At 74.0% G+C, this 24,786-nt stretch carries 20 protein-coding genes and 4 pseudogenes; 6 read left to right on the plus strand and 18 right to left on the minus strand.

Going from position 1 to position 24,786, the window contains the following annotated elements:
- Nucleotides 1-44 precede the first annotated feature (44 nt).
- Nucleotides 45-1,183: pseudogene (locus VSR01_RS15165) on the plus strand (SAM-dependent methyltransferase).
- Here the strand turns inward: VSR01_RS15165 and VSR01_RS15170 are convergent.
- Nucleotides 1,128-1,682 carry a Uma2 family endonuclease gene (locus VSR01_RS15170; protein WP_326449730.1) on the minus strand — a complete coding sequence of 185 codons (555 nt, stop codon included), beginning with the start codon at nt 1,680-1,682 and terminating at the stop codon, nt 1,128-1,130. The pseudogene VSR01_RS15165 and the gene VSR01_RS15170 overlap by 56 nt on opposite strands.
- A 150-nt stretch (nt 1,683-1,832) precedes the next feature.
- Here VSR01_RS15170 and VSR01_RS15175 point away from each other — a divergent pair, with 150 nt between their 5' ends.
- Nucleotides 1,833-2,186 (plus strand): DUF6247 family protein, encoded by a 354-nt coding sequence (locus VSR01_RS15175; protein ID WP_326449731.1) that lies wholly within the window; start codon nt 1,833-1,835, stop codon nt 2,184-2,186.
- Between the two features lie 63 nt (nt 2,187-2,249).
- The gene (locus VSR01_RS15180; RefSeq protein WP_326449732.1) at nt 2,250-3,392 is read left to right on the plus strand and encodes an NADH-quinone oxidoreductase subunit D; all 1,143 of its coding nucleotides are present in this window, start codon (nt 2,250-2,252) and stop codon (nt 3,390-3,392) included.
- A gap of 22 nt (nt 3,393-3,414) precedes the next feature.
- On the opposite strand, the gene VSR01_RS15185 is transcribed toward VSR01_RS15180, so the two are convergent.
- The 9 genes and pseudogenes from VSR01_RS15185 to VSR01_RS15225 form a co-directional block, all read right to left on the minus strand.
- Nucleotides 3,415-4,395 (minus strand): hypothetical protein, encoded by a 981-nt coding sequence (locus VSR01_RS15185; protein ID WP_326449733.1) that lies wholly within the window; start codon nt 4,393-4,395, stop codon nt 3,415-3,417.
- 156 nt (nt 4,396-4,551) lie between these two features.
- A complete protein-coding gene (locus VSR01_RS15190; protein WP_326449734.1) occupies nt 4,552-4,992 on the minus strand; it encodes a rhodanese-like domain-containing protein in 441 nt (146 codons plus the stop codon).
- Entirely contained in the window at nt 4,992-5,564 is a 573-nt protein-coding gene (locus VSR01_RS15195) for a cysteine dioxygenase (RefSeq protein ID WP_326449735.1), read from the minus strand. The genes VSR01_RS15190 and VSR01_RS15195 overlap by 1 nt, the downstream gene beginning before the upstream one ends.
- A gap of 276 nt (nt 5,565-5,840) precedes the next feature.
- Entirely contained in the window at nt 5,841-6,335 is a 495-nt protein-coding gene (locus VSR01_RS15200; RefSeq protein WP_326449736.1) for a DUF3180 domain-containing protein, read from the minus strand.
- 53 nt (nt 6,336-6,388) lie between these two features.
- Nucleotides 6,389-6,985 carry a 2-amino-4-hydroxy-6-hydroxymethyldihydropteridine diphosphokinase gene (folK, locus tag VSR01_RS15205; RefSeq protein ID WP_326449737.1) on the minus strand — a complete coding sequence of 199 codons (597 nt, stop codon included), beginning with the start codon at nt 6,983-6,985 and terminating at the stop codon, nt 6,389-6,391.
- Entirely contained in the window at nt 6,982-7,341 is a 360-nt protein-coding gene (folB, locus tag VSR01_RS15210; RefSeq protein WP_326449738.1) for a dihydroneopterin aldolase, read from the minus strand. The genes folK and folB overlap by 4 nt, the downstream gene beginning before the upstream one ends.
- 265 nt (nt 7,342-7,606) lie before the next feature.
- Nucleotides 7,607-8,068: pseudogene (locus VSR01_RS15215) on the minus strand (nuclear transport factor 2 family protein); the annotation flags it as partial.
- A pseudogene (gene folP / locus VSR01_RS15220) lies at nt 8,065-9,086 on the minus strand (dihydropteroate synthase). The pseudogenes VSR01_RS15215 and folP, both read right to left, overlap by 4 nt.
- A 118-nt stretch (nt 9,087-9,204) precedes the next feature.
- Nucleotides 9,205-11,007, minus strand: a complete 1,803-nt coding sequence (locus tag VSR01_RS15225; RefSeq protein ID WP_326453676.1) for a phosphatidylglycerol lysyltransferase domain-containing protein — start codon at nt 11,005-11,007, stop codon at nt 9,205-9,207.
- Between the two features lie 303 nt (nt 11,008-11,310).
- On the opposite strand from VSR01_RS15225, the gene VSR01_RS15230 reads away from it, so the two are divergent.
- The gene (locus VSR01_RS15230; RefSeq protein ID WP_326449739.1) at nt 11,311-12,555 is read left to right on the plus strand and encodes an alpha/beta hydrolase; all 1,245 of its coding nucleotides are present in this window, start codon (nt 11,311-11,313) and stop codon (nt 12,553-12,555) included.
- Between the two features lie 134 nt (nt 12,556-12,689).
- Here the strand turns inward: VSR01_RS15230 and folE are convergent, their stop codons facing one another.
- From folE to VSR01_RS15255, 5 genes are all read right to left on the minus strand, one after another.
- A complete protein-coding gene (folE, locus tag VSR01_RS15235) occupies nt 12,690-13,295 on the minus strand; it encodes a GTP cyclohydrolase I FolE (protein WP_326449740.1) in 606 nt (201 codons plus the stop codon).
- A 138-nt stretch (nt 13,296-13,433) separates the two neighbouring features.
- Nucleotides 13,434-15,479, minus strand: coding sequence for an ATP-dependent zinc metalloprotease FtsH (gene ftsH, locus VSR01_RS15240; protein WP_326449741.1), 2,046 nt, complete (start codon nt 15,477-15,479; stop codon nt 13,434-13,436).
- A 234-nt stretch (nt 15,480-15,713) separates the two neighbouring features.
- On the minus strand, nt 15,714-16,268 hold the full coding sequence (hpt, locus tag VSR01_RS15245; RefSeq protein ID WP_431056317.1) for a hypoxanthine phosphoribosyltransferase: 555 nt from the start codon (nt 16,266-16,268) through the stop codon (nt 15,714-15,716).
- Between the two features lie 28 nt (nt 16,269-16,296).
- On the minus strand, nt 16,297-17,292 hold the full coding sequence (tilS, locus tag VSR01_RS15250; protein WP_326449743.1) for a tRNA lysidine(34) synthetase TilS: 996 nt from the start codon (nt 17,290-17,292) through the stop codon (nt 16,297-16,299).
- Between the two features lie 195 nt (nt 17,293-17,487).
- A complete protein-coding gene (locus tag VSR01_RS15255; RefSeq protein ID WP_326449744.1) occupies nt 17,488-18,804 on the minus strand; it encodes a zinc-dependent metalloprotease in 1,317 nt (438 codons plus the stop codon).
- Nucleotides 18,805-19,200: 396 nt separating this feature from the next.
- Between VSR01_RS15255 and VSR01_RS15260 the strand changes: the two genes are divergently transcribed.
- Complete coding sequence (locus tag VSR01_RS15260; RefSeq protein ID WP_326449745.1) at nt 19,201-19,734, plus strand: DoxX family protein; 534 nt, start codon at nt 19,201-19,203, stop codon at nt 19,732-19,734.
- 172 nt (nt 19,735-19,906) lie between these two features.
- On the opposite strand, the gene dacB is transcribed toward VSR01_RS15260, so the two are convergent.
- Nucleotides 19,907-21,304, minus strand: a complete 1,398-nt coding sequence (gene dacB, locus VSR01_RS15265; protein ID WP_326449746.1) for a D-alanyl-D-alanine carboxypeptidase/D-alanyl-D-alanine endopeptidase — start codon at nt 21,302-21,304, stop codon at nt 19,907-19,909.
- 87 nt (nt 21,305-21,391) lie between these two features.
- Here dacB and VSR01_RS15270 point away from each other — a divergent pair, with 87 nt between their 5' ends.
- A complete protein-coding gene (locus tag VSR01_RS15270; RefSeq protein WP_326449747.1) occupies nt 21,392-21,886 on the plus strand; it encodes an inorganic diphosphatase in 495 nt (164 codons plus the stop codon).
- Between the two features lie 336 nt (nt 21,887-22,222).
- Here VSR01_RS15270 and VSR01_RS15275 read toward each other — a convergent pair.
- Nucleotides 22,223-23,745, minus strand: a pseudogene (locus VSR01_RS15275) (threonine/serine ThrE exporter family protein); the annotation flags it as partial.
- A 114-nt stretch (nt 23,746-23,859) separates the two neighbouring features.
- Entirely contained in the window at nt 23,860-24,597 is a 738-nt protein-coding gene (locus VSR01_RS15280) for a DedA family protein (protein ID WP_326449748.1), read from the minus strand.
- Nucleotides 24,598-24,786 lie beyond the last annotated feature (189 nt).

Genomic DNA, 24,786 nt, shown 5'->3' on the forward strand with positions numbered 1-24,786 from the left:
CCCCTGGGGTTCCCGAAACGCCCGACCGGACGGGAACGCGACGCATGTCACGTACCGTTCACGCTGTGGACGAGGAGTGGCTGCCCTGGCGTGCGGCGATGGAGCGGGCCCTGTACGGCCCGGCGGGCTTCTTCGTGACGCAGCGGCCGGCCCGGCACTTCCGTACGTCGGTGCACGCCTCGCCGCTGTTCGCCGGGGCGGTCGCCGAACTGCTGCTGCGGGTGGACGCGGCGCTGGGCCGCCCGCCGCGGCTGGACTTCGCGGACATGGGGGCGGGCGGCGGGGAGCTGGCGGCCGGGGTGCTGGCCGCGGTGCCGCGCGAGGTCGCGGCGCGGCTGCGGGTGCACGCGGTGGAGCGGGCGCCGCGGCCGGCGGGGCTGGACCCCAGGATCGTGTGGACCCCGGAGCCGCCGGAGGGCCTGCGCGGGCTGCTCTTCGCCAACGAGTGGCTGGACAACGTGCCGCTCGACGTGGCCGCGCTGTCCCCGCGGGCCGGCCGCACTACGTGGAGGTGCACACCGCGACGGGCGAGGAGCGCCTCGGCGCGGCGGTGGACGCGGCGGACGCGGCGTGGCTGGAGCGGTGGTGGCCGCTGGGCCCCGCGGAGGCGGGCGGGGACGGCGGGGAGATCGACGGGGACGTCGGCGCAGGCATCGGCGGGTACGTCGGCGGGTGCGCGGAGATCGGGCTGGCCCGGGACCGGGTGTGGGCGCGGGCCACGGCGTGCCTGGCGGAGGGGCTCGCGGTGGCGGTGGACTACGCGCACGAGGCGGCGGCGCGGCCGGAGCGGGGGACGCTGACCGGGTACCGCGACGGGCGGCAGGTCCCGCCGGTGCCGGACGGGTCCTGCGACCTGACCGCGCACGTCGCCATGGACAGTCTGCCGGGGCTGCGGCTGACCCAGCGGGCGGCGCTGCGCGCGCTGGGCGTCGACGGCGCGCGGCCCCCGCTGACGCTGGCCGCTGCCGACCCGGCCGGCTACGTCCGCGCGCTGGCCGCGGCCTCCCAGGCGGCGGAGCTGCTCGCCCCCGCGTCCCTGGGAGCCTTCACCTGGCTCGCCACCCCCACGGGCCCCCCGAGCGCCGTTCCGGCGCTCCTCCGCACCCTGGACGCGGTCGCGGGCTCCTTCAGCGGGCGCTCGCCTCGGGCTCGGGACGCGGGAGCTCGTCGAGGTCGAGGGTGAACGTGCGGCCGTCGCCGAGCGGGATGGGCAGCTTGCCGGTGCCGTACTTGTGGGTGTGCGCGGCGATGTAGCCGGTGGCCGTCGGCTGCGTGTGCAGGACCACCTCCTCGGCGTACGGGTCCACCACCAGGTAGATCGGGATGCCGTAGCGGCCATACTTCGCGGTGCAGTCGTCGTAGTCCTTGCGCGCGGACGAGGTCGACACGACCTCCGAGATCAGCAGCACGTCCTCGAAGCCGTAGCGCTTCCCCTTCCGCCGGGCGTCCTCACGCAGGATCGCCAGATCGGGTGCGGAGTTCTCGTCCGCGGGAAAGTCGATGTACACGTCGGAGGCGGTCTTCGCATGGCGCCCGAGCGAGACGACCGTGTCGTACTGCATCGACTTGATCGTGCTGGAGTGCTCGAAGCTCTGCGGAGTCATGATCACCTTTCCGTCCGCCCCGAACAGGACCGTGTACCCCTTGGGAAACTCGGTGTGCACGATCGCGTCAACGCTCATGGCCGGCTCCTTTCCCTGTCCGCCCCACAATACGGTCGCCCGGGGCGGAGGCGGGGTCGGCGTCGGTGTCGGTGTCGGTGTCGGTGTCGGTGTCGGTGGGCTGCGGCATAGTCGGGATGCACCCGCACCGCGGAGATCTCGGAGGACACGATGGGCGCAGCCCCTCTGCACGGCGACGGCCCAGTCGCGCCGCGGCCGGAGCGCATTCCCGACGCGCTGCGCGAGGCGATCGCCGTGCTGGCGCCGCACCGGCTCGGAGAGATGGAGCAGGAGAAGAACGAGACGCTCGTGATGGCGGTGGCGCAGAACTCGCTGGGGCCCATCCGCATGTTCCTGCTGCGCTGGGCCGTCGTCGCCGAGATCGAGCGTCACCCGGAGACCGCACGCCGGCTGCGCCGCGCGGAACAGGTCGCCGCGGAGTCGGCGGACCCCGACCTGGCGCGGCGCGCCGTCCGCGAGGCCGGCGACATCATCAGGGCGGCTCACCGGGAGCTCGTCGCGTGACCGCGCCGGTCGAGAGGAGGGACCGGACCGGAGGGCGGGGCGCGGGGCTGAGAGGATGGGGGCATGACGGAGACCACGATCGGGATCGGGGGCGCGGCCGAGGGCACGGACATGGTGCTCAACATCGGGCCGCAGCATCCGGCGACGCACGGCGTGCTGCGGCTGCGGCTGGTGCTGGACGGGGAGCGCATCCGCAGCGCGGAGCCGATCGTCGGGTACATGCACCGCGGCGCGGAGAAGCTGTTCGAGGCGCGCGACTACCGGCAGATCGTGATGCTCGCCAACCGGCACGACTGGCTCTCCGCGTTCTCCAACGAGCTGGGCGTCGTGCTCGCCGTGGAGCGCATGCTCGGCATGGAGGTGCCCGAGCGCGCGGTGTGGACCAGGACCCTGCTCGCCGAGCTGAACCGGGTGCTCAACCACCTGATGTTCCTCGGCTCGTACCCGCTGGAGCTGGGCGGCATCACGCCGATCTTCTACGCGTTCACCGAGCGCGAGGAGTTGCAGCACGTGATGGAGGAGGTCTCCGGCGGCCGGATGCACTACATGTTCAACCGCGTCGGCGGCCTCAAGGAGGACCTGCCGAACGGCTGGACCGGGCGGGCCGCCGCCGCGGTGGCCGCGGTGCGCGCGGGGCTGCCGCGGTTCGAGGACCTGGTGCTCGGCAACGAGATCTTCCGCGGCCGCACCCGCGGCGTCGGCGTGCTGTCGCGCGCCGACGTGCACGGCTACGGCGTGAGCGGCCCGATCGCCCGCGCCTCGGGCGTGGACTTCGACCTGCGCCGCGACGAGCCCTACCTGGCGTACGGCGAGCTGGCCGACGTGCTGAAGGTCGCCACCCGCGCCGACGGCGACTGCCTGGCCCGCTTCGAGGTGCTGCTCGACCAGACCCGCAACGCGCTGGACCTGGCCGACGCGTGCCTGGAGCGGCTGCGCGAGCTGCCGCCCGGCCCGATCAACCAGCGGCTGCCGAAGGTGCTCAAGGCCCCCGAGGGCCACACCTACGCGTGGACCGAGAACCCGCTCGGGCTCAACGGCTACTACCTGGTCTCCAAGGGCGAGAAGACCCCGTACCGGCTGAAGCTCCGCTCGGCGTCGTACAACAACATCCAGGCGCTGGGCGTCCTGCTGCCGGGCACGCTGGTGGCCGACATGGTCGCGATCCTCGGCTCGATGTTCTTCGTCGTGGGCGACGTCGACAAGTAGCCGGCCGCGCCGGCCGCGTCCGCTACGCCTTGGTGGCGCGCAGCTCGGTGACGTCGAACTGCTCGGTGTCGTCGTGCGCGGTGAGGTCGATCACCTCGGCGGCGGATTCCTCGACCCCGACCCCCTCGGCGGCGGATTCCTCGGCGGCGGACCCCTGCGGCGCGGCGTCGGACCCGTCCGCGGGCTTGGCGCCGGCGCGCTGGGTGCCGAAGAAGTCGAAGCCGCCGGTGGCGCGGCTGTGCCCGGAGTGCCCCGCCGGGGTCTGCCCGGACGCGGACCGCTGGGCGTACGGCAGCACCGCCGCCGCGACCGCGGGCACGAGCCCGCTCCCCTGCTCGCGCACCGGCAGCGGCGCGGGGGCGCCGGACGCGTGCCGGCCCTGGGGCTCGTCCGCCGCGGCGGCCTCGCGCCTGCGGGCCTCCTCGACGGTGCGCTGGGCCTGCTGCCTGGCCGCGTTGCGCGGCAGGTCGCGCAGCGCGTGCGCGGCCTTGAGGAAGGCCGCGGGGCCGACCGGCGACGGCCCGGTGGTCAGCGCCAGCTGCTGCTGCCCGCCCTCCAGCCGGAGCTTGCGGTACGACTCCAGCGCCCGCGCCCGCTCGCTCTCCGCGGTGGCGTAGCGGCGCAGCAGGTCGGCGTGCTCGGTGCGCAGCCGGGCGAGTTCGGCGCGCTTGCCGCGCAGCTTCTTCTCCAGCCGGCCGCGGATCTCCCGGGACTCCTCCAGGTCCGTCTCGGCCTCGGCGAGCCGCTCGTCGGCGTGCCACTCGTCGCGCACCCGCGCCGCGTTCAGCTCGGCGACGCGGCGGCCGGCCGCGCGGTCCCAGGTGCGGGCGACGGCCGCGCCGGTGACGGCGGAGGCGGCCGTGGCCAGGGTGAGGACGCGGAGCACCGCGGTATCGGCGGTGCACAACGAGGCCACGGCGAGGGCCGCGGCGGAGCCCGCCACGGTCAGCGGCGGCAGCATCCGGTGCAAGGGCTGCATATGGCGGTGGCGTCCACTGGGCATGGCCAAAATTTAGCGTGCGACGGGCGTCCGTGGGGCGGCGGGGCCCTTAAATCTCGGGGGGTTTCGACCCGTTCTCCGGCCCCGGGTCCGGCCGCGCCTCCGGTGCGGCTCCGGTGCGGCTCCCGGCGGCCCGGCGGCGTCAGGTGGTCGCCGGCGTCAGGCGGCCGGCGGCGTGGGAACGGTCGGACGCCCGTCCGGCGGGGTGACGGGCAGCCCGGCGGCCCGCCACGCCTGGAACCCGCCGACCAGGTCGGTGGCCCGGCGCAGGCCCAGCGCGTGCAGCGAGACGGCGGCCAGCGACGAGGCGTAGCCCTCGTTGCAGAAGACCACGATGGGCAGGTCGTGCCCGGTGGCCTGGGGTATGCGGTGGCTGCCGTAGGGGTCCAGGCGCCACTCCAGCTCGTTGCGCTCCACGATGACCGCGCCGGGGACCGTGCCGTCGCGGTCGCGCAGCGCGGCGTAGCGGATGTCGACCAGCAGCGCGCCTTGTTCCGCGGCCCGCGCGGCCTGTTCGGGACCCACCCGGTCCAGGCCCTCGCGCACCCGCGCGAGGTAGGCGTCGATGCCGGGCGGTCCGGGCTGCGCGGGGTCCGTCATCACCACTCCTCGGGGCGTTCGACCAGTTCCAGGCGGAGCGTGCTGCCCTTGCGGCTGTAGCGGCGGATCAGCGGCAGCGGCGGGTAGTACGCGTGCACGGACACCGCGTGGGTGCTCGGGGACCGATTCTCCACCTGGTGGACGTGGTTGCGCCCGAACGCGCGGCCGACGCCCTCGGGCAGCACCCGGCGGCGGTCGAGGTTCTCGGCCAGCTCCAGCGAGCGCCAGCCCTCGGTGGGCAGCGCAGCGGCCAGCGAGGACTCGGTCAGCTCGCCCGCGGCGGTCACGAACACGCCGTAGGAGCCGCCGTGGTCGTGCCAGCCGGTCTCGGCGCCGGGGGGCCAGCCGATCAGCCATGCCTCGGCGCCGCCGGGGCCTTCCAGCCGCACCCAGGTGCGGCCCTCGGGGTCCAGGGGGAGGTCGCCGACGAGGTCGCGGTCGGCGGCGACGGAACGGGCGAAGTCCAGGAGTTCGGCGGCGGTCGGAGCGGTCCGCGCGCCGGACGCGCCGGACGCGCCGGACGCGGAGCTCGCGGAGGGGGAAACGGGCGTGCTGGAGGGTACGGCGGACATGGGTACCACCTGGTGCTCGGTGCGAACGGTTGGCCTGAGACGCGCTTCAGCGCGCGGCCGTACACACGCAGCCCGCGTAACGGAGCAGGTCCAGGTGGACCCTCCGGTGCAGGCGGAGCGTGAATGCGTTCACGCTCCGGACTGAACCACGCCCCCGGCCCCCCGGTCAAGTTCGACTCGGCGTCCGGCCCCGGCTCGTCAGCGCCGTGACGGCCTTGGGGGCAACGCCCCTGATCGCGACGCCCGGCGCGGAGCTGACGCCGGCCGCAGGGGAGGTCAGCGCCGAGCGTTCTGGTGGACGCCGGGGGGAGGCGACTGGTCCTCGGGGAGTTTGCAGACGCGTTCGAGGAAGAGGGCCGCGGCGACGACCGCGATCGCGGCCAGGACCGCGAGCCCCGCGTAGATCGCCTGCTCGCGGCGGGGCTCCATGTCGAGCTTGTACATGACCAGGAAGAGCCCGTCGCCGCCGTAGAGCCCCGCGACCAGGGCCGCGACCAGCGCGCTGGCCTGGCCGAAGACGAGCGCGCGGGCGGCGGCCAGCGGGTCGACGCCCTTGGCGCCGGGCCGCCGCTCGCGCTGCGCCCGCAGCCGGGCGCGCATCGACAGCGCCGTGGCGAAGAGCGCGACCGCGATCAGCGCGAGCACGATCGGCGCGGCCACCGGCACCCGCGGCAGCGTGCCGAGGGTGTCCCACAGCCGGGCGCCGGCCCACGCGATCACCAGCGCGACCACGAAGAGCCCCGCCAGCGTCCTGATCCTCAGCGTCCTCACCGCGTCGCCCGCCTCCACACACGAATCTCACCTGGTCCCACGCGGACCAACGTCTACTCCGGCAGTCGGAGTTCCACGTCGGCGCGCCGCCGCACGCCGCCGCGGTCCACGGAAGCGGCCAGTTCCGCCACGCTGCCGCGGCCCGGCAGCACCGCGGCCGGCTGCACGTCGTGCCACGGTACGAGCACGAAGGCCCGCTCGTGGGCCCGCGGGTGCGGCAGGGTCAGCCGGGGATCGTCGCGGACCGCGTCCTCGTACGCGACGATGTCCACGTCGATGGTCCGCGGCCCCCAGCGCTCGGAGCGCACCCGCAGGAACGCCTCCTCGATGGCGTGGCCGCGCTCCAGCAGGTCCTCGGGCGGCAGGGTGGTGCGGACCAGCACGACGGCGTTGAAGTAGTCGGGCTGGCTGCCGGCCGGCACGCCCCACGGCTCGGTCTGGTACACCGGCGAGACCGCCTTGACCCGCACGCCGGGGGTGTCCTCCAGCGCGTCGACCGCGCCCTGGAGGGTCTCCAGCCGGTTGCCGAGGTTGCTGCCCAGCGCCAGGACCGCGGTCCTGGGGTTCTGCAGTGTGCTGTCCGCGGCGTCCACCGCGGCGGTGACGGCGTGCGGCACCGGCTGCACGGTCGGGTCGTTGTGGGGGGTCACGGGCGACTCCGGGTGATGGTGACGGTCACGTCCTCGAAGGGCACGGCGATGGGCGCGTCGGGCTTGTGCACGGTCACCTCCACCTCCTGGACCACCTCGTGCTCCAGACAGGTGTCGGCGATGCGCTGGGCGAGTGTCTCGATGAGGTTGACCGGCTCGCCGGCGACGACGGCCGCGACCTGCTCGGCCAGCACACCGTAGTGCACGGTCCGCTCCAGGTCGTCGTCCGCGGCGGCGGGACGGGTGTCCAGCCCGAGCACCAGGTCGACCACGAAGGTCTGCCCGTCCTCCCGCTCGTGCTGGAAGACCCCGTGGTGCCCGCGAGCGCTCAGCCCGCGCAGCGTGACTCGGTCCACGACTCCACTCCTCCTCGCCTCGGCCCGGTCGCCGCGCCGGCCGGGCCCGGGGGACGAATCTACGTCACCGGTCCGCGCCGCCGGTCGGGGCGTCCGGGTCGTCCGGCCGGTCCGGGCCGTCCGGCCGGCCGGGACCGCCGGGGTCCCCCGGTCCGTCGGGGTCCCCCGGTCCGTCCGGCCCGTCCGGCCCGTCCAGATCGTCCAGGTCGTTCAGGTCCTTCAGGTCGTCCAGACCGTCCAGGTCGTCGAGGTCGTCGGCGTCGTCCGCCGGGACCTCGTCGTCCTCGTCCTCGTCGTCCTCGGCGAGCACCGGCGAGCCGTGGTGCGCCCACAGCCGCCAGCCCTCCGAGGTGCGGCGGAAGACGTTGGTGGCCACCACCAGGCCGCCGACCAGCGGTCCGGTGCTGCCGTCGTCCTCGGCCGGACCGCCGGTCAGGATGTTCTCGGTGCAGGTGACCAGCGCGGTGTCGCCGTCCACGGCGACCTCCACGTCGGTCAGGAAGAACTGGATGTACTCCGTGTTCGCCATGATCAGCGCGAACGAGCGCATCACCTCGCGGCGGCCGCGCAGCGCGGGCCAGCCGGGGTGGACGACGGTCACCGACTCGGCCAGCGGCCCGGTCAGCACGACCTTCTCCAGCGCGTCCAGGTCGGAGGTCTCGATCGCGTCGTAGAACGCCTGGTTGGCCCGCTCTGCGGCGCGCGCCTCGGCGGTGCGCGCCGTCACCGCGCTCCCCCGCCGGGGGCCGTACGCCCCGCCGCGCCGCCGGACTCCCCCGGACCGCCGGACTCCCCCGGACCGCCGGGCTCCCCCAGACCGCCGGAGCCCGCAGCGTCCGCGTCGTCGGCACTGTCCGCACCGCCCGCACCGCCCGCGGCCTCGATCGCGCGGGCGACCCGTACCGCGTCCGCGCTGGCGCGCACCTGGTGGACGCGGACCGCCCAGGCGCCCTCGCGGGCGGCGATCGCGGTGACCGCGGCGGTGGCAGCGTCGCGCATCCGGCAGGCGGCGGCGTGCCGGCGCCGCCGGCCAGGACGCGGCCGAGGAACCGCTTGCGGGAGGCGGCGACCAGCAGCGGCCGGCCCAGGCCGCGCAGTTCGCCCAGGTGGGCCAGGAGCGCCAGGTCGTGCTCGGCGGTCTTGGCGAAGCCCAGGCCCGGGTCGATCACGATCCGCTCGGGGTCGACGCCGCCGTCCACCGCGCGGTACAGGCCCTCGCGCAGTTCGGCCAGGACCTCGGCGAGCACGTCGGAGTAGACCGCGCGGTTGTTCATGTCGATGCTCTGGCCGCGCCAGTGCATCACCATGAACGGCACCCGCGCGGCGGCCACCACCGGGATCATGCCCGGGTCGGACAGGCCGCCGCTGACGTCGTTGACCATCGTGGCGCCGGCCGCGAGCGCCTGCTCGGCGACCTCGGCGCGCATGGTGTCGACACTCACCAGGACGCCGGCCGCGGCCAGTTCGCGGACCACCGGGACCACCCGGCGCAGCTCCTCGGCGGGCGGCACGCGGGTGGCGCCCGGCCGGGTGGACTCGCCGCCCACGTCGACCAGGTCGGCGCCCTGCGCCACCAGGTCCAGGCCGTGCTTGACGGCCAGCTCCGGGTCGAACCACTGCCCGCCGTCGGAGAACGAGTCGGGAGTGACGTTCACCACGCCCATGACCGCGCAGCGGTCCCACTCCGGCAGCCCGAGGGGCCCGGACCGGCCGGGCGGGGCGCTCCGCCCCTGTGACGTACTCATGCGCCCAGCGTACGGGGCCGCGCCCGGCGCCCGGCGTCTCCCCGGGCTCCGCGCGGGGCGCCCGGCCGGCCCGCCCGGCGCCGCCCGCCGGGCCGGTCGGGCGGCGCCGCACGGCCGGTCAGGCCACGTTGCGGCCCACCGGGGTGCGCTTGCCGGCCGCCGGCTCCGCGTAGGGCTCGGGCGCGGCGGCGTACCCGCTCTGCCGGCGGTGCGGCGGGCGCTTGGCGCGGCCGGGCAGGAACCGCTGGACCGCGGCGGGCAGCGGCAGCGCCAGCGTCACGAACCCCTCGGCCTGCATGATCGCGAAGCCGATCCGCGGCAGGTCGCGGGAGTTGCGGAAGACCAGGAACCGCGGCACCCACTCGGGCTGGAACTTGGCGTTGAACTTGTACAGCGACTCGATCTGGAACCAGCGGGACAGGAACACCAGCAGCCCGCGCCAGCCGCGCAGCACCGGGCCGGCGCCGATCCGCTCGCCGCGGGCCAGCGCCGAGCGGAACATCGCGAAGTTCAGCGACACCCGGGTCACCCCGAGCGCCGGGGCCTCCTGGAGGGCGGCGACGATCAGCAGCTCGTTCAGGCCCGGGTCGGCGGAGCGGTCGCGGCGCATCAGCTCCAGCGACATGCCGTCAGGACCCCACGGCACGAAGTGCAGCACCGCGCGCAGGTCGCCGAGTTCGGGGTGCGGGGCGCCGGGCTCGCGCTCCTTGTGGGCGGTGACCACCACGCAGTCGCCGTCGGCCTCCTCGCCGAACCGGCCGAGCGCCATGGAGAAGCCGCGCTCGGTGTCGGTGCCGCGCCAGGCGTCGGCGGCCAGCCGCACCTGCTGCCGCTCGTCCTCGGTCAGCTCGCGCACCCGGCGCACCCGGCAGACGTAGCCGGCCCGCTCGATGCGCTTGACCATCTGCCGGACGTTGCGCATCGCGCGGCCGGTGAGGGTGAAGTCGGCGGTGTGCACGATCGCCTCGTCGCCCAGCTCCAGCGCGTCCAGGCCGGTCTCGCGGGTCCACACCTCGCCGCCGGTCTCGCTGCAGCCGACCACCGCGGGCAGCCAGGCGTGCGCGCGGGCCAGCTCCATGTAGCGCTCGATGGCGCCGGGCCACGCCTCGACATCGCCGATCGGGTCGCCGCCGGCCAGCATCACGCCGGACACCACGCGGTAGCAGATCGCGGCCTTGCCGCTGGCCGAGAAGACCACCGACTTGTCGCGGCGCAGCGCGAAGTGGCCGAGCGAGTCGCGGGCGCCGTGCCGGGCCAGCAGGGCGCGCAGCCGGGCCTCGTCCTCCTCGCCCAGCTCGGCGACCGGCCGGGCCGGGCGCAGCAGCAGGTAGAGGGTGGAGCAGGCGATGAGCAGGCCGAGGCCGCCGAGCGAGTAGGCGACCAGGTCGCTGACCCGGTCGCTGGTGTACGACACCGGGCCCTCGAAGCCGAACAGGCCGTAGAGCACGTGCTGGCAGCGGTCGGCGAAGCCGGGCTCGCCGCGCTCGGAGGCCGGGTGGGCGCTGGTGATGACCAGGCCGAGGGCGAAGGCGAAGAGGCTCAGGCCGACGAAGTTGGCCGCGGCCCGCCAGCGGGTGCGCGGGTCGGACAGCGCGGTGAACTGGCCGCGGTGGCGTACCAAGAGCCCCAGCAGCACCAGGGAGACGACGGCGCCGAAGACCGAGTGGCGGTAGATCAGCTGGGTGGCAGCGCCGACCGGCAGCAGCAGCACCGCGGCCCACCAGGCGCGCCGCTTACCGCGTTTGAGCGCGTGCGCCAGCATCAGCAGCAGGATGCCGGTGACCACCGAGGTGGCCGCGGCCAGGGTGCTGACGGTGCCGGGGAAGAGGGCGGCGAGGTGGTGCATCCGCCCGTTGCGGAACGCGGGGAAGACCGCGGAGACCACGTCGAGCAGTCCGATGACGGCGGCGGCGGTGCCCATGATCCGGGGGACGGCCGAGGGGCGCAGCGGCCCCCGCCGCCACTTCGGCTCGACGCGGTCGGCCACACGGTCGCAGCTGCGGTCAGCCGACACGTCGTGCCTCCTGCGGAACCCGGACCGGGCTTTCGCCCTCTACCTGTACAGACATGGGTCACCAAACCCCAATAACACCGGGAATCACGGGACATGGCCCGCAATCTGCTCCAGTCACGAATAATATGCGCCCTCTAGGACGGGAAGCGGGGGTCTCGGGTTCCGTCCCGGTGGGCGCACTTGGCCGACACGGAAAGTACACCTGCCGACATGGGTCTCACGAGTAAGAAGGTCCTCCTCCTCGCCGCGGTGCTGGCGGTGGTGCTCTTCGGGCTGACGGTGTGGCTGTGGCCACGGCTGTCGCGCAGAGGCGTGGCCCCGGTGCTCGGCAGAGTGGGGATACTCGTGGCCACCCAACTGTCCCTGATCGCCGCGCTGGGCCTGGTCGCCAACTACAACTTCGGGTTCTACGGCTCCTGGGCGGACCTGTTCGGGCAGGAGACGGCGCCGGGCGTCGTGGTGGACCACAGCAACGGCGGGGCGGCGGAGCAGCTGCGGGTGATGCGGACGCTGGCGGTGAACACGCCCGGCGGCGGGGTGCCGCGGCTCGGCGGTCAGATCCAGAAGGTCCAGGTCAGCGGCCCGAGGTCGGGCATCAGCAGCACGGCGTACGTCTATCTGCCGCCCGAGTACTTCCGCGAGCCGCAGCGGGTCTTCCCCGCCACCTTGGTGCTGACCGGCTACCCGGGGATCGCCGAGTCGCTGTACAAGCACCTGAAGTACCCGACGATCGCGGCGCAGCAGGTCCGCAAGGGCCAGGCGCAGCCGATGGTCCTGGTGATGATGCGGCCGACGGTGGCGCCGCCGCGGGACACCGAGTGCATGAACGTGCCCGGCGGTCCGCAGACCGAGACGTTCTTCGCGAAGGACCTGCGGGCGGCGATGCTGGCGCACTACCGCATCGGCCGGGGCGGCGGCAGCTGGGGCGTGATCGGCGACTCCACCGGCGGCTACTGCGCGCTGAAGCTGACCCTGGAGGACCCGCAGGACTTCTCGGCGGGCGTCGGCCTGTCACCGGACTACGCGGCGCCGAAGGACCCGACGACCGGCGACCTGTTCGGCGGCAGCAAGGCGGTGCGCCGGGAGAACGACCTGGCCTGGCGGCTGCAACACCTGCCGCAGCCGCCGGTGAGCCTGCTGGTGACCACCAGCCGGCACGGCGAGAAGAACTACCGGGCCACGATGCGCTTCATCAGCCTGGTGAAGGGGCCGACCCGGATCTCCTCGATCATCCTGGCCAGCGGCGGGCACAACTTCACCACCTGGTCGCGGGAGATCCCGCCGGCGCTGCGCTGGCTCTCCTCGCGGCTGGTGCCGGACGCCCGCCCGGTCACGGTGCCGGCCGGGCCGGCCGCGGCGCGGCCCACCACGGCGGTCACGGCGGCGCCCGCCACGCCCCGCCGCACGGGACACACACCCCGCCGCCGGTGCTGCCGGGCGGCACGCAGCCGGTGACGCGGGCGGCCGGGCGGTGAGGGGCAGCCGCCAAGGGCGGCGCGGAGCGGCAGTCAGCGGCGGCGCGGGGCGGCCCGGCGGCCCGGGGCGGCTCAGTGGCGGCGCAGGGCGGCCCGGTGCCGGCGCGGGGCGGCTCAGTGGCCGATGATCAGGCTCATCGCCTCGGAGCGGGTCGCGGGGTCGCGCAGCTGCCCGCGCACCGCGGAGGTGATGGTCTTGGCGCCGGGCTTGCGCACCCCGCGCATCGTCATGCACATGTGCTCGCACTCGACCACGACGATGACCCCGCGCGGCTCCAGGATGCGCATCAGCGCGTCCGCGACCTGCGTGGTGAGACGCTCCTGCACCTGCGGCCTGCGGGCGTACACGTCGACCAGGCGGGCCAGCTTGGACAGGCCGGTGATCTTGCCGCTGGTGGACGGGATGTAGCCGATGTGCGCGACGCCGACGAACGGCACCAGGTGGTGCTCGCAGGAGGACATCACCTCGATGTCCTTCACCAGCACCATCTCGTCGTGTCCCAGGTCGAAGGTGGTGGTCAGGACGTCCTCCGGCTGCTGCCAGAGCCCGGCGAATATCTCCCGGTAGGCGCGGGCCACCCGCGAGGGCGTCTCGCGCAGCCCCTCGCGGTCGGGGTCCTCGCCCACCGCGATCAGCAGCTCGCGGATCGCGGCCTCGGCCCGCTTCTCGTCGAACTCGCCGGGCGTGATCTCCCCGTCGAGCGTCACGGGATCGGTCATGAGTGCCTCGTTTCGTGTCCTGCCATGGCCGTCGGTCACCGCCATGGAACGCCGTGCGCCTGCCACGGTCGGGCCATGGCCGAAAAGCAGCGGCCCCGAGGTCATAACCCCGGGGCCGCTGACCGCATTCCGATGGGCTCAGCTGTCGGCTGTGCCCTCCTCCGGCAGCTCCACCGGCTTGGCGGTGGAGACGGCCGAGGGTCCGCTGCCGTTGGCCTGCTGGGTGCCGTTGGTCAGCGCCAGCTCCTTCTCCTTGGGGGAGAGCACCGGCGGGCGGGTGGAGGGGGTGCGCCGTGCGGAGCCGGTCCACGCCGGGCGGGCCGGACGCTTGATGATCGGGGCGAAGATCTCGGCGATCTCCTCCTTGTTCAGCGTCTCCTTCTCCAGCAGCGCCATCACCAGGTTGTCCAGGACGTCGCGGTTCTCAACCAGGATCTCCCAGGCCTCGTTGTGCGCCGTCTCGATGAGCTTCTTGACCTCCTCGTCGACCAGCCCGGCGACCTCCTCGGAGTAGTCGCGCTGGTGACCCATCTCACGGCCGAGGAACGGCTCGGAGTTGTCCGAGCCGAACTTGATCGCGCCGAGCCGCTCGGTCATGCCGTACTGCGTGACCATGGCGCGGGCGGTGGCGGTGGCCTTCTCGATGTCGTTGGACGCGCCGGTGGTCGGGTCGTGGAAGACCAGCTCCTCCGCGGCCCGGCCGCCCATCATGTACGCGAGCTGGTCGAGCATCTCGTTGCGCGTCGTGGAGTACTTGTCCTCGTCGGGCAGCACCATCGTGTAGCCCAGCGCCCGGCCGCGGGACAGGATCGTCACCTTGTGGACCGGGTCGGAGCTGGGAGAGGCCGCCGCGACCAGGGCGTGTCCGCCCTCGTGGTACGCGGTGATCTTCTTCTCCTTGTCCGACATGATCCGGGTGCGCTTCTGCGGGCCGGCCACCACGCGGTCGATGGCCTCGTCCAGCGTGCTGTTGTCGATCAGCTTCTTGTCGCTGCGGGCGGTCAGCAGCGCCGCCTCGTTGAGCACGTTGCTCAGGTCGGCGCCGGTGAAGCCGGGGGTGCGGCGGGCGACGGCCTTGAGGTCGACGTCCGGCGCGATCGGCTTGCCCTTCTGGTGCACGGTGAGGATCTCCACCCGGCCCTGCAGGTCCGGCGGGTCCACCGCGATCTGCCGGTCGAACCGGCCCGGGCGCAGCAGCGCCGGGTCCAGGATGTCCGGGCGGTTGGTGGCGGCGATCAGGATGACGCCGCCCTTGACGTCGAAGCCGTCCATCTCGACGAGCAGCTGGTTCAGGGTCTGCTCGCGCTCGTCGTGGCCGCCGCCGAGGCCCGCGCCGCGGTGCCGGCCGACGGCGTCGATCTCGTCGACGAAGACGATCGCCGGGGCGTTCGCCTTGGCCTGCTCGAACAGGTCGCGCACCCGGGAGGCGCCGACGCCGACGAACATCTCGACGAAGTCCGAGCCAGAGATCGAGTAGAAGGGCACGCCCGCCTCGCCGGCCACGGCCCTGGCGAGCAGGGTCTTGCCGGTGCCGGGGCGGCCGTAGAGCAGCACGCCCTTGGGGATCTTGGCGCCGACCGCCTGGAACTTCGCCGGCTCCTGCAGGAACTCCTTGATCTCCTGGAGCTCCTCCACGGCCTCGTCGCAGCCCGCGACGTCGGCGAAGGTCGTCTTGGGGGTGTCCTTGGTGATCAGCTTGGCCTTGGACTTCCCGAACTGCATGACGCGCGAGCCGCCGCCCTGCATCTGGTTCATCAGGAAGAGGAAGACCACCACGATCAGCACGAACGGCAGCAGCGACAGCAGGATGCCGACGAAGGCGTTCTGCTTGGACTGGGTGACCGTGTACTTGTCCTGGAGCTGGACCCCGGGCACCTTGCCGTCGACGATCCGCTGGAGGTCGCCGGCGATGTCGGCGCCCTGGTCGCCGATGTAGCTGGCGCGGACCTTGCTGCTGCCCTCGATCTTCACGCCGTCTTTGAGCTGGACCTTGATGGAGTTGTCGTCCCCGGTGGTCAGCTCCGCTGATTTGGCCTGGTTGGTGTCGATCGCGTGCAGTACCGCGCCGGTGTCCACCGTCTTGTAGCCGCCGCCGGACCCGACGACCTGCATCAACACGACCACGGCGAGGACAGCCAGCACGATCCACATCACTGGCCCACGGAAATAGCGCTTCACGTCCATCCATGCGGGGCGGTCACGCCCCGTCCCTCCTGCCACAGTGAGGCACGGCCGCCCGTTGGCGACCGGTGCATCCGGTGTATTGACCCGACTGTATTGACCCGACCTTCGGACGGTACCTCAGCATTGTCACCCGAGGCTGCCGCAGACCGTTAACAATCCCGCTTTCCCCTGCTCCAACGGCGGAAAACCGGTCCTGGTTCCCCGCCTGCGCCGGCGCGGGGTCCGGAGGGCGGGTCAGCCGCCGTAGACGTGCGGCGCGAGGGTGCCGACGAACGGGAGATTGCGGTACTTCTCGGCGTAGTCCAGGCCGTATCCGACGACGAACTCGCTCGGGATGTCGAAGCCAGTGTATTTGACATCGATCCGGACCTTGGCGGCCTCGGGCTTGCGCAGCAGGGTGCACACCTCCAGCGAGGCGGGGCCGCGCGAGCCGAGGTTGCTGATGAGCCAGGAGAGGGTCAGCCCGGAGTCGATGATGTCCTCGACGATGAGCACGTGACGGCCGGCGATGTCGGTGTCCAGGTCCTTCAGGATGCGCACCACGCCGGAGGACTTGGTGCCGGCGCCGTAGGAGGACACCGCCATCCAGTCCATCGTGACGTTGCTCGACAGGGCGCGGGCCAGGTCGGCCATCACCATGACGGCGCCCTTGAGCACGCCGACGATCAGCAGGTCCTTCCCCGCGTAGTCCCGGTCGATCTCGGCGGCCAGCTGCACCAGCTTCGCGTCGATCTCTGCCTTGGAGATGAGCACCTTCTCGAGGTCGGCGCCCATGTCGTTCTCGTTCACTACGCGGTACGTCCCTAGGTCTGCGGCTCTACGACGGCGAGAAGACCAGTCTGCCATCCGACCTGCGGACGCTGACTCCGCCCGGCAGGTTGAGCGCTTTCTGCCCGTGCCAGTCGGTGACCAGGCGATCGACCTCCTCGATGTGGCGGGCGAACAGGAAGCCGGGGGGCGAGCCGGCGGCGACCGCGGCGCGGCGCAGCACCCGGCGGCGGACCGCGGCGGGCAGGCCGTACAGCCGCAGCGCGTCCAGGCTGCCGTCGTCGGCCAGCGCGTCGCGCTCGGCGTCGGCGGCCCACTGGTCGAGCGCGTCGGCGTCGTCCCTGGACAGCTGGGCGGTCCTGGCCAGCGCCTCGACGACGCCCTTGCCGAGGGACTTCTCCAGCACCGGCAGCGCCTCGTGGCGGACCCGGGAGCGGGTGTACGCGGGGTCGTGGTTGTGCGGGTCCTCCCACACGGTGATGCCCTGGGCCAGGCAGCCCTGGCGGACGGTGTCGCGGTCCAGCAGCAGGAAGGGGCGGCGGTAACGGCCGCCGACGCCGGAGACGGCGGCCATGCCGGACAGCGAGCGGGTGCCGGAGCCGCGGGCGAGCGCGAGCAGCACGGTCTCGGCCTGGTCGTCGCGGGTGTGGCCGAGCAGGACCGCGGCGGCGCCGCGGCGTTCGGCGGTGGCGTCCAGCGCGGCGTAGCGGGCCTCGCGGGCGGCGGCCTCGGGGCCGCCCTGGCGGCCGACGGTCACGCCGACGGCGTCGACCGGGTCGAGCCCGAGGGCGCGCAGCCGGGCAGCGACCTCCTCGGCGCGGACGTCGGAGCCGGCCTGCAGGCCGTGGTCGACGGTGACGGCTCCGGCGCGCACGCCGAGCCGGGGGGCCTCGAAGGCGAGGGCGGCGCCCAGGGCCATCGAGTCGGCGCCGCCGCTGCACGCGGCGAGCACCAGGGGGTGGAGTTCGGTGGTCGCGGTCAGCACGTCGTGCAGCACGCGGCGGACCGCCAGGCGTATCGCCGCGACCGTGGGGTGCGGTCCCATGTCCGGTTCCCTCCTGAGGAGGCCGAGCGGGGGCTCGGAGAGGAGTTCGGTGCAAACAGTGGAAGGTGACGCAGGGTGTTCAGATGGTGACAGAAGTCCGGGCATTACCCGAGCATCGCACGCGCCACCCCACCGCAACGGTCCCTCGGACGGGTGAACCGGGTCCCCGGGAGGGCGGAAAGAGGGGCGCGCGGGTCAGGACCCGCCCTTGCCGTGCACCCGCGCGACCCACTCCGCGGGTTTGGCGATCTCCGTCTTGGTCGGGAGGGTGTTGGGCGAGGTCCACACCCGGTTGAAGCCGTCCATGCCGACCTCGTCCACCACGGCCCGCACGAAGCGCTCGCCGTCGCGGTACTGGCGCAGCTTGGCGTCCAGGCCGAGCAGCTTGCGCAGCGCCAGGTCGAGGCGGCCGGCGCCGCTGGCCCTGCGCTGAGAGAACTTCTCGCGGATCTCCGTGACGGACGGCACGACCTGGGGGCCGACGCCGTCCATCACGTAGTCGGCGTGGCCCTCCAGCAGCGACATCACGGCGGTCAGCCGGCCGAGGATCTCGCGCTGGGTGGGGGTCTGCACCAGGTCGACCAGGCTGCGGCCGTCGGCGTCCGCGGGCTTGTCGGCGGGCTTGTCGGCGGGCTTCTCGGCGCGCTTGTCGGCGGCCTCCGCGTCCCCGGCGCCCTCGGCGTCCCCCGCGTCCCCGGACCGGCCCGCCTCCTGCGCCGCTCCGGCGTCCTTGGCGTCCTTGGCATCCTTGGCGTCGCGCGCCTCCTTCGCGTCCCTGCCGCCCGCGAAGGACTGCACGGCCTCGCGGACGCGCTCGATCACCGTCGAGGCGTCGAGCTCGGTCTCGCCCAGGAAGGACTGGATCTCGCCCTCGATGTGGTCGCGCAGCCACGGCACCGCGGAGAACTGGGTGCGGTGGGTCTCCTCGTGCAGGCACACCCACAGCCGGAAGTCGTGCGGGTCCACGTCGAGTTCGCGCTCCACGTGGACGATGTTCGGGGCCACCAGCAGCAGCCGGCCGGCCCGTGACCGGCCGGGGCCGGGCTTGACCGGCCCGGCCGGCAGCTCGCGGGTCGGCGGCGCGAAGGTCTCGTACTGGCCGAGCACCCGCGAGGACAGGAAGCTCAGCAGCATCCCGACCTCGACGCCGGTGACCTTGCCGCCCACCGTGCCGAGCACCGCGCCGCCTGGTCCGCCGGGTCGGCGCTCCTGCATCTTGCCGAGCAGCGGCTTGAGCACCTCGCGGAAGCCCGCGACGTTCGCCCTGACCCAGCCGGGGCGGTCCACGATCAGCACCGGGGTGCCGTGGCCGCCCTCGGGCGCCTCGGCGTCGCCGTACATCCGGGTGAAGGCGCGCACGTGCGCCTCGGACTCGCGCGCGTGCGCGCGCAGCTCGGCGACGATGGCGCGCGCCTCGTCCCGGCTGACCTCGGGTCCCGGCCGGGTCAGCCGCTGGGCGGTCGCCACGGCGAGGTTCCAGTCGACCATCTCGCTTGCACCGATGCTCGTCATGTCTTCACCGTACGTTGCCGGTCCCGCTTTGGGGGTACGACCGCTGCGGTTCGCGTCCCGGCCGGGAGCCCGCCGGGTCCCCGCCGCGGACCCCCCGCGCGCACGCGGGGTGCCCGCGGCGGGGACCCGGCGGGGACCCGGCAGGCGTCCGGCGGGCACCCGGCAGGCACTCGGCGGACACGCGGCGGACACCCGGTGGGGCGGCGGCCGGACGTTGCCGCGGCGTGTCGGGCGCGTGAAGCCTCGAAGTTCCGGACACGGTGGCGGAAAAGGAGCCCTTGCAGCAACCCGTTGGCCTCAGGCATACCTTCCGTCAGCTCCTGCACGTCCCGGCACGTTCCCCCCACACCCGTCCCCACGGCTTGCGGGACCGACCCCACTTGGAGTTGACACACCATGCGGCAGTTATTTGACGCGCGCGGCGCCATCGGTGACGCGCGCCGGATCGACGCGGACCGCGCGCGTCCGGTCGTCATCGGCCTGTTCCGGATCGTCGTCGCGTTCCTGTTCACCTGCCACGGCGCCGCCACGATCTTCGGCGTCTTCGGCGGCGCGTCCGACGGCGGCCCCGGCCCGGCCGCCTTCACCTGGCCGGGCTGGTACGCCTCGGTCATCGAACTGGTCGGCGGCATCGCGGTGTTCCTGGGCCTGGGCACCCGGCTGGCGGCGCTGATCTGCTCCGGCTCGATGGCCTACGCGTACTTCGACGTGCACCAGAAGCAGTCGCTGCTGCCGATCCAGAACCACGGTGAGCCGGCGGCGATGTTCTGCTGGGCGTTCCTGCTCATCACGGTGCTCGGCGCGGGCGCGTTCTCGCTCGACGCGCTGCTGCAGCGGGCCCGGCCGGCCGCGGGACCACCGGAGCGGTCCGGCCCCGGTGAACGCTCCGCCGAGCAGGCGCCCGCGGTGGCGCTGACCTCGGAGAGCTGAGCCGGCTCACACCGCGCGGGGCCCGGCCGACCGTCCCACCCCCACATGGGGACGGCCCGGCCGGGCCCCGTCGCGTACGGACCGCCGCCGGACCCGGACCGCCGACCCGGACCGCCGCGTACGCACCGCCGTCGGACCGCCCGTACGGACCGCCGTCGCACCGCCCGCCCGCTCAGGACCGGGCGAGGGCCGTCGCCAGGGCGTCCAGCGCGGCCTGCGCGTCGGCGGGCGAGGAGGCGTCGTCGGCCATGAAGGAGAACGCCAGCAGCCGGCCCGAGCGCGTCAGCACGGTGCCCGCGACGGTGTTGACGCCGGTGAGCGTCCCGGTCTTGGCGCGCACCAGGCCCGCGCCGGGCCCGCCGGTGAAGCGCGAGGTGAGCGTCCCGGTGAACGCGGCGACCGGCAGCCCGGTCAGCACCGGCCGCAGCTGCGGGTGGGCCGGCGAGGCGGCGAGCGCGAGCAGCGCGGCCAGGGTGCGCGGCGACAGCCGGTCGGCGCGCGCCAGGCCGCTGCCGTCGGTGAACACCGCGCCGGTCAACGGCACGCCGTAGCGGGCGAGTTCGGCGCGGACCGCGGCGGCGCCGCCGGCGAAGGTGGCGGGCCGGCCGGTGGCCAGCGCGGTCTGCCGGACCAGCGCCTCGGCCAGGTCGTTGTCGCTGTTGGTCAGCATCCGCTCGACCAGGTCGGCCAGCGGCGCCGAGCCGTGCGCGGCGAGCCGGGCGCCGCCCTTGCCGGAACCGGGCGCCGGGGTGCCGCGCACGGTCACGCCGTGCCGCCGCAGCAGCGCCGCGAACCGGACGGCCGCCGCCTTCGCCGGGTCGTCGGCGCGGGTCGCGGGCCCGCTGGAGGAGCCGTCGAGCCGGCCCTCGCGGACCATCAGCGCGGTGACCAGCGCGAGGTTCTCGTTCGGCCCGATGGGGTGCTGGGCGGGCCCGGCGAAGTACGAGGTGTCGTACGCCAGCGTCACCGAGGTCGTGCCGGCGGCCTTGAGCGCGGCGGCGGTGTCGGCGGCCAGGCCGGTCAGTTCCAGCGTGGGGTCGCCGCCGCCGACCAGCACGACGCGGTCCGGCGCGGTACGCACCACGGTGGTGGTCAGCCGGTGCTCGGGGCCGAGGGCGGTGAGGGCGGCGACGGCGGTGGCGAGCTTGGTGACCGAGGCGGGCGTGCCGGGGGTGTCGGCGCCGTGCCCGTACAGCAGCCGCCCGGAGGCGACGTCGGTCACCGCGCCGGTGGGCGCGTGGCCGAGGCCGGGAGCGGCCATCAGCTGGTCGAGCCGGGCGGTGAGCGCGGCGGGCAGCGCGGCCGAGGGCCCGGAGCCGCCGGTCGCGGGGGCCGCCGCGGCGGGCACGGGGGCGAGGACCTGAGCGGCGAGCGGGGGCGGCGGCGCGGCGGTGGCCGCGGGGGCGGCGGGCGCGGGGTGGCGCTGCCGGTCCAGGGCGGCGGCGCGGGTGCGTTCCGCCGTGCGTCGGCCCGACTCCCAGGGCCCGGCGGCGACGGCCGTCCCGGCCGCCACCGCCAGACCTATCGCGGCCGAACCCGCCGCGACCTGCCACGTCCTGCCGAGCGGCACTGCCGACCAGCCCCTTTCGCGACCACCCCGATGCGTGGGGGACACTTAATCACCCGCACTGTGCGCCGATGATGGAGGAGTAGGGCCTTGGAGTTCGACGTCACGATCGAGATCCCGAAGGGTTCGCGGAACAAGTACGAGGTGGACCACGAGACCGGTCGTATCCGCCTGGACCGCAGGCTCTTCACCTCGACCAGCTACCCCGCCGACTACGGGTTCATCGAGAACACGCTCGGCCAGGACGGCGACCCGCTGGACGCGCTGGTCCTGCTGGACGAGCCGACCTTCCCGGGCTGCCTGATCACCTGCCGGGCGATCGGCATGTTCCGGATGACCGACGAGGCCGGCGGCGACGACAAGGTGCTGTGCGTGCCGGCGTCGGACCCGCGGGTGGAGCACCTGCGCGACATCCACCACGTCAGCGAGTTCGACCGGCTGGAGATCCAGCACTTCTTCGAGGTCTACAAGGACCTGGAGCCCGGGAAGTCGGTGGAGGGCGCGAACTGGGTCGGCCGCGCGGAGGCGGAGGCGGAGATCGAGGAGTCCTTCCGCCGCCTCAAGGAATCCGGCAACGGCCACTGAACGCCGGGCGCTGAGCCTGTAGGGGTTACGGGGTCGCGCCGTCCGCCCGGTCACGCCGCGCGGGCGTGCGCTCCCCGTCCCCCTGACGCCGGACGTCGCCGATCAGGGGCGCGGGGAACTGCGCGCTCAGGTATCTGCGGCCCGCAGGTCGTCACCGTCCGAAAGGGGCCGTTCGGATCGCTCCGGACCGCCCGCCGGTGGACGGCTGAGCGCGCAGTTCCCCGCGCCCCTGAGGGGCTGACGCCCCGCGCGAACGCAGCCCCGCGCCCCTGTCGGGCTGACGTCCAGCGCGGACGGGAACCCGGGCCCGTGTCGGGCTCAGCGCCCAGCGTCATCTCAGAAGCCACGGGTGCGCTTCGCCGCGCGGCGAGGCGTGGGAGGCGGGGTGCGCAGCGCCAGACGCGCGATCTCGTTGCCGAGGTTGACGCCGATCGCCAGCGCGAGCGCCAGCGCCGCGGCCGTGGTGAGCCGGCTCAGCGCCTGGTCGGGGTGGTGCTGGGTGAGCGCCAGCAGCCCGAAGTACGTCGCGGAGCCGGGCAGCAGCGGCCCGATCGCCGCGGTCACGTAGGGCAGCACCGAGACGTAGCGGTAGCGCGCCATCAGCTGGCCGAAGAGGCCGACGAGGCCGGCCGCCGCAGCGGTGGAGGCGACCTGGTTGCCGCCGGCGTCCTGGTGGAGCACCCCGAAGACGCTCCACGCGATCCCGCCGTTGAGCGTCGCCAGCGGCAGCACCCCCCGCTCGCACTGGAGCAGCACCGCGAACGCCAGCGTGAGCACCATCGCTGCCAGCACCTGCACCCACGGATGGTCGTAGGCGCGCGGCGCCTGGTCGGGGTCGAGGTCCGCGCCGAGCGACACCCCCGCGTACAGCACGAGCGTGACGCCGACGACGATGCCGACCACCAGGTAGACCACCTCCAGCAGGCGCGCCGACGCGGTGATGTAGAAGCCGGTCAGGCCGTCCTGGACCGCGGCGACCAGCGCGCGGCCGGGCAGCAGCGCGAAGAGCCCGCCGGTGATCACCGCGGAGGACTGCACCCCGCTCGCGCCCGGTATCCAGTGCGCGTAGCGGTCCACCACCACGCCCGCCGCGGCGGCCGGCATCGCGGCGGCGGCGAACTGGTAGAACTCCGGCAGCCCGCGCCCGGCCAGCAGCCAGGCCAGCCGGTCGCCGAGCATCGCGGCCAGCGCCGCCGCCAGGAAGATGATCATGTTGCCGCCGACCAGGACGCTGGCCGCGCCGGCCAGCAGCCCGGCCGCGCCGGTGAGCACCCAGGTGTTGTACGGGTGCCGGTTGCGCCGGATGTCGGCGAGCCGCCGGTACGCGTCCTCCGGCGACACCTCGTGCGCGGTGATCCCGTCGACCAGGTGGAAGACGGCGGCGAGCCGGGTGTAGTCGGTGCCGCGGCGGCGGACCGTACGGCTCATGGTGACCGGCGGCTCGGTCAGCGCGGGCTGGTACGAGATGCCGAGCAGCGTGAAGGTGACGGTCGGCTCGACCCGCGCCAGCCCGTAGGCGTAGGCGACGCCGAACATCGCCGCCTCCACGTCCTCCGCCCCCTCGCCGCCGGCCAGCAGCAGCTCGCCGATGCGCAGCGTCAGGTCGAGCACGCGCGGCACCGAGACTCCGCCGGCGGGCGCGACGCCTCCGGCGGCCGGGCCGGCACCGGCCGCTCGGTGGCCGGCAGCCGGATCATCGCCCGCATCCGGTCCTGCCACAGCGCGCCCTCGGGCGGCAGCACCGGAATGCCCTCCGGCGGTGTGAACGCCGAGCGGAAACCGTTCTGCCCGTACGGGTCGCCGGCGGCGGGCGGGCCGCCGGGGACGGACTGGCCGCCGGACCCGGGTGGGCCGCCGGCGCGGCGCCGGGCGTGCCGCCGCCGGGCCGGGCGCCGCCCTCCGCCGGGGAGCGGCCGGCGCCGGGCCCTTCGGGGGGCGGCGCCGTGCCGCGGTCGTGCTCGCCGCTCAAGGCGTCAGCGCTTCTGCGCCCGGTGCCGGCCGCCGCGCGGGGCGGCGACGACCTCGGGCTCGGCGGGGGCGGGCGCGGCGCCGGCCGCGGTCGGCCCGGCGCCGGGCGCCGCGGCCGCCGGGGCCTTGCCGCGCGAGCGCAGGTACTCGATGCCGATGGGCACCAGCGAGACCAGCACCACGAGCACGAGCATGGCCTCGATGTTGTCGCGGACCACCGAGATCTGTCCGAGCCAGTAGCCGAGGAGGGTGACGCCGGCGCCCCACAGGGTGCCGCCGATCACGTTGAAGGTGGCGAAGGTGCGGTAGTTCATCCGGCTGACGCCGGCCACGATCGGGGTGAAGGTCCGCACGATCGGCACGAAGCAGGCCATCACGATCGCCTTGGGCCCGTGGTGCTCGAAGAAGCCGTGCGCCTTCTCGATGTTCTCCATCTTGAACAGCCGCGAGTCCGGCCGCCGGAACAGCGAGGGGCCGACCTTGCGGCCGAACCAGTAGCCGGTCTGCTCGCCCAGCACCGCGGCGCAGGCGATCAGCGCCGCGACCAGCGCGAGCGGCTGGTGCAGCGTCCCGGACGCCACCAGCAGCCCGGTGGTGAACAGCAGCGAGTCGCCCGGCAGGAAGAAGCCGATCAGCAGCCCGGACTCGGCGAACACGATCAGCAGCACGCCCCACAGGCCGTACGTGTTGATCAGGTGATCGGGGTCGAGCCAGCTGGGGCCCAGAGCGATGGTGGTGGTCACCGTCCAAAAGTATCAATCCAGTGTTGATACAAGCGTTCCGCAACCTACGGGTGGTGCACTACGGTCTGCGCAGCGTCACCGCGCACCGTGGCAAGCCCGGCAAGTCACACAGGTTTCACAAAGACCGTTCCGACACGCAAGTCCCCCCACGTGCCCCGACATCGCGTTCGATATATCTGGCGGCTCCGC

The sequence above is a fragment of the Actinacidiphila sp. DG2A-62 genome (genome assembly GCF_035825295.1).
GTDB lineage: Bacteria > Actinomycetota > Actinomycetes > Streptomycetales > Streptomycetaceae > Actinacidiphila.

Coding starts and splice junctions, on each gene's coding strand:
- VSR01_RS15175 (WP_326449731.1), top strand. CDS start 1,833: ATGGGCGCAGCCCCTCTGCACGGCGACGGCCCAGTCGCGCCGCGGCCG.
- VSR01_RS15180 (WP_326449732.1), top strand. CDS start 2,250: ATGACGGAGACCACGATCGGGATCGGGGGCGCGGCCGAGGGCACGGAC.
- VSR01_RS15225 (WP_326453676.1), bottom strand. CDS start 11,007: ATGGGCACCGCCGCCGCCGTCATCGGACTGCTCGACGTGGTCTCCGCG.
- VSR01_RS15170 (WP_326449730.1), bottom strand. CDS start 1,682: ATGAGCGTTGACGCGATCGTGCACACCGAGTTTCCCAAGGGGTACACG.
- folE (WP_326449740.1), bottom strand. CDS start 13,295: ATGACCGATCCCGTGACGCTCGACGGGGAGATCACGCCCGGCGAGTTC.
- tilS (WP_326449743.1), bottom strand. CDS start 17,292: ATGGGACCGCACCCCACGGTCGCGGCGATACGCCTGGCGGTCCGCCGC.
- ftsH (WP_326449741.1), bottom strand. CDS start 15,479: ATGGACGTGAAGCGCTATTTCCGTGGGCCAGTGATGTGGATCGTGCTG.
- VSR01_RS15185 (WP_326449733.1), bottom strand. CDS start 4,395: ATGCCCAGTGGACGCCACCGCCATATGCAGCCCTTGCACCGGATGCTG.
- VSR01_RS15260 (WP_326449745.1), top strand. CDS start 19,201: ATGCGGCAGTTATTTGACGCGCGCGGCGCCATCGGTGACGCGCGCCGG.
- VSR01_RS15230 (WP_326449739.1), top strand. CDS start 11,311: ATGGGTCTCACGAGTAAGAAGGTCCTCCTCCTCGCCGCGGTGCTGGCG.
- VSR01_RS15195 (WP_326449735.1), bottom strand. CDS start 5,564: ATGTCCGCCGTACCCTCCAGCACGCCCGTTTCCCCCTCCGCGAGCTCC.
- VSR01_RS15255 (WP_326449744.1), bottom strand. CDS start 18,804: ATGACGAGCATCGGTGCAAGCGAGATGGTCGACTGGAACCTCGCCGTG.
- VSR01_RS15190 (WP_326449734.1), bottom strand. CDS start 4,992: ATGACGGACCCCGCGCAGCCCGGACCGCCCGGCATCGACGCCTACCTC.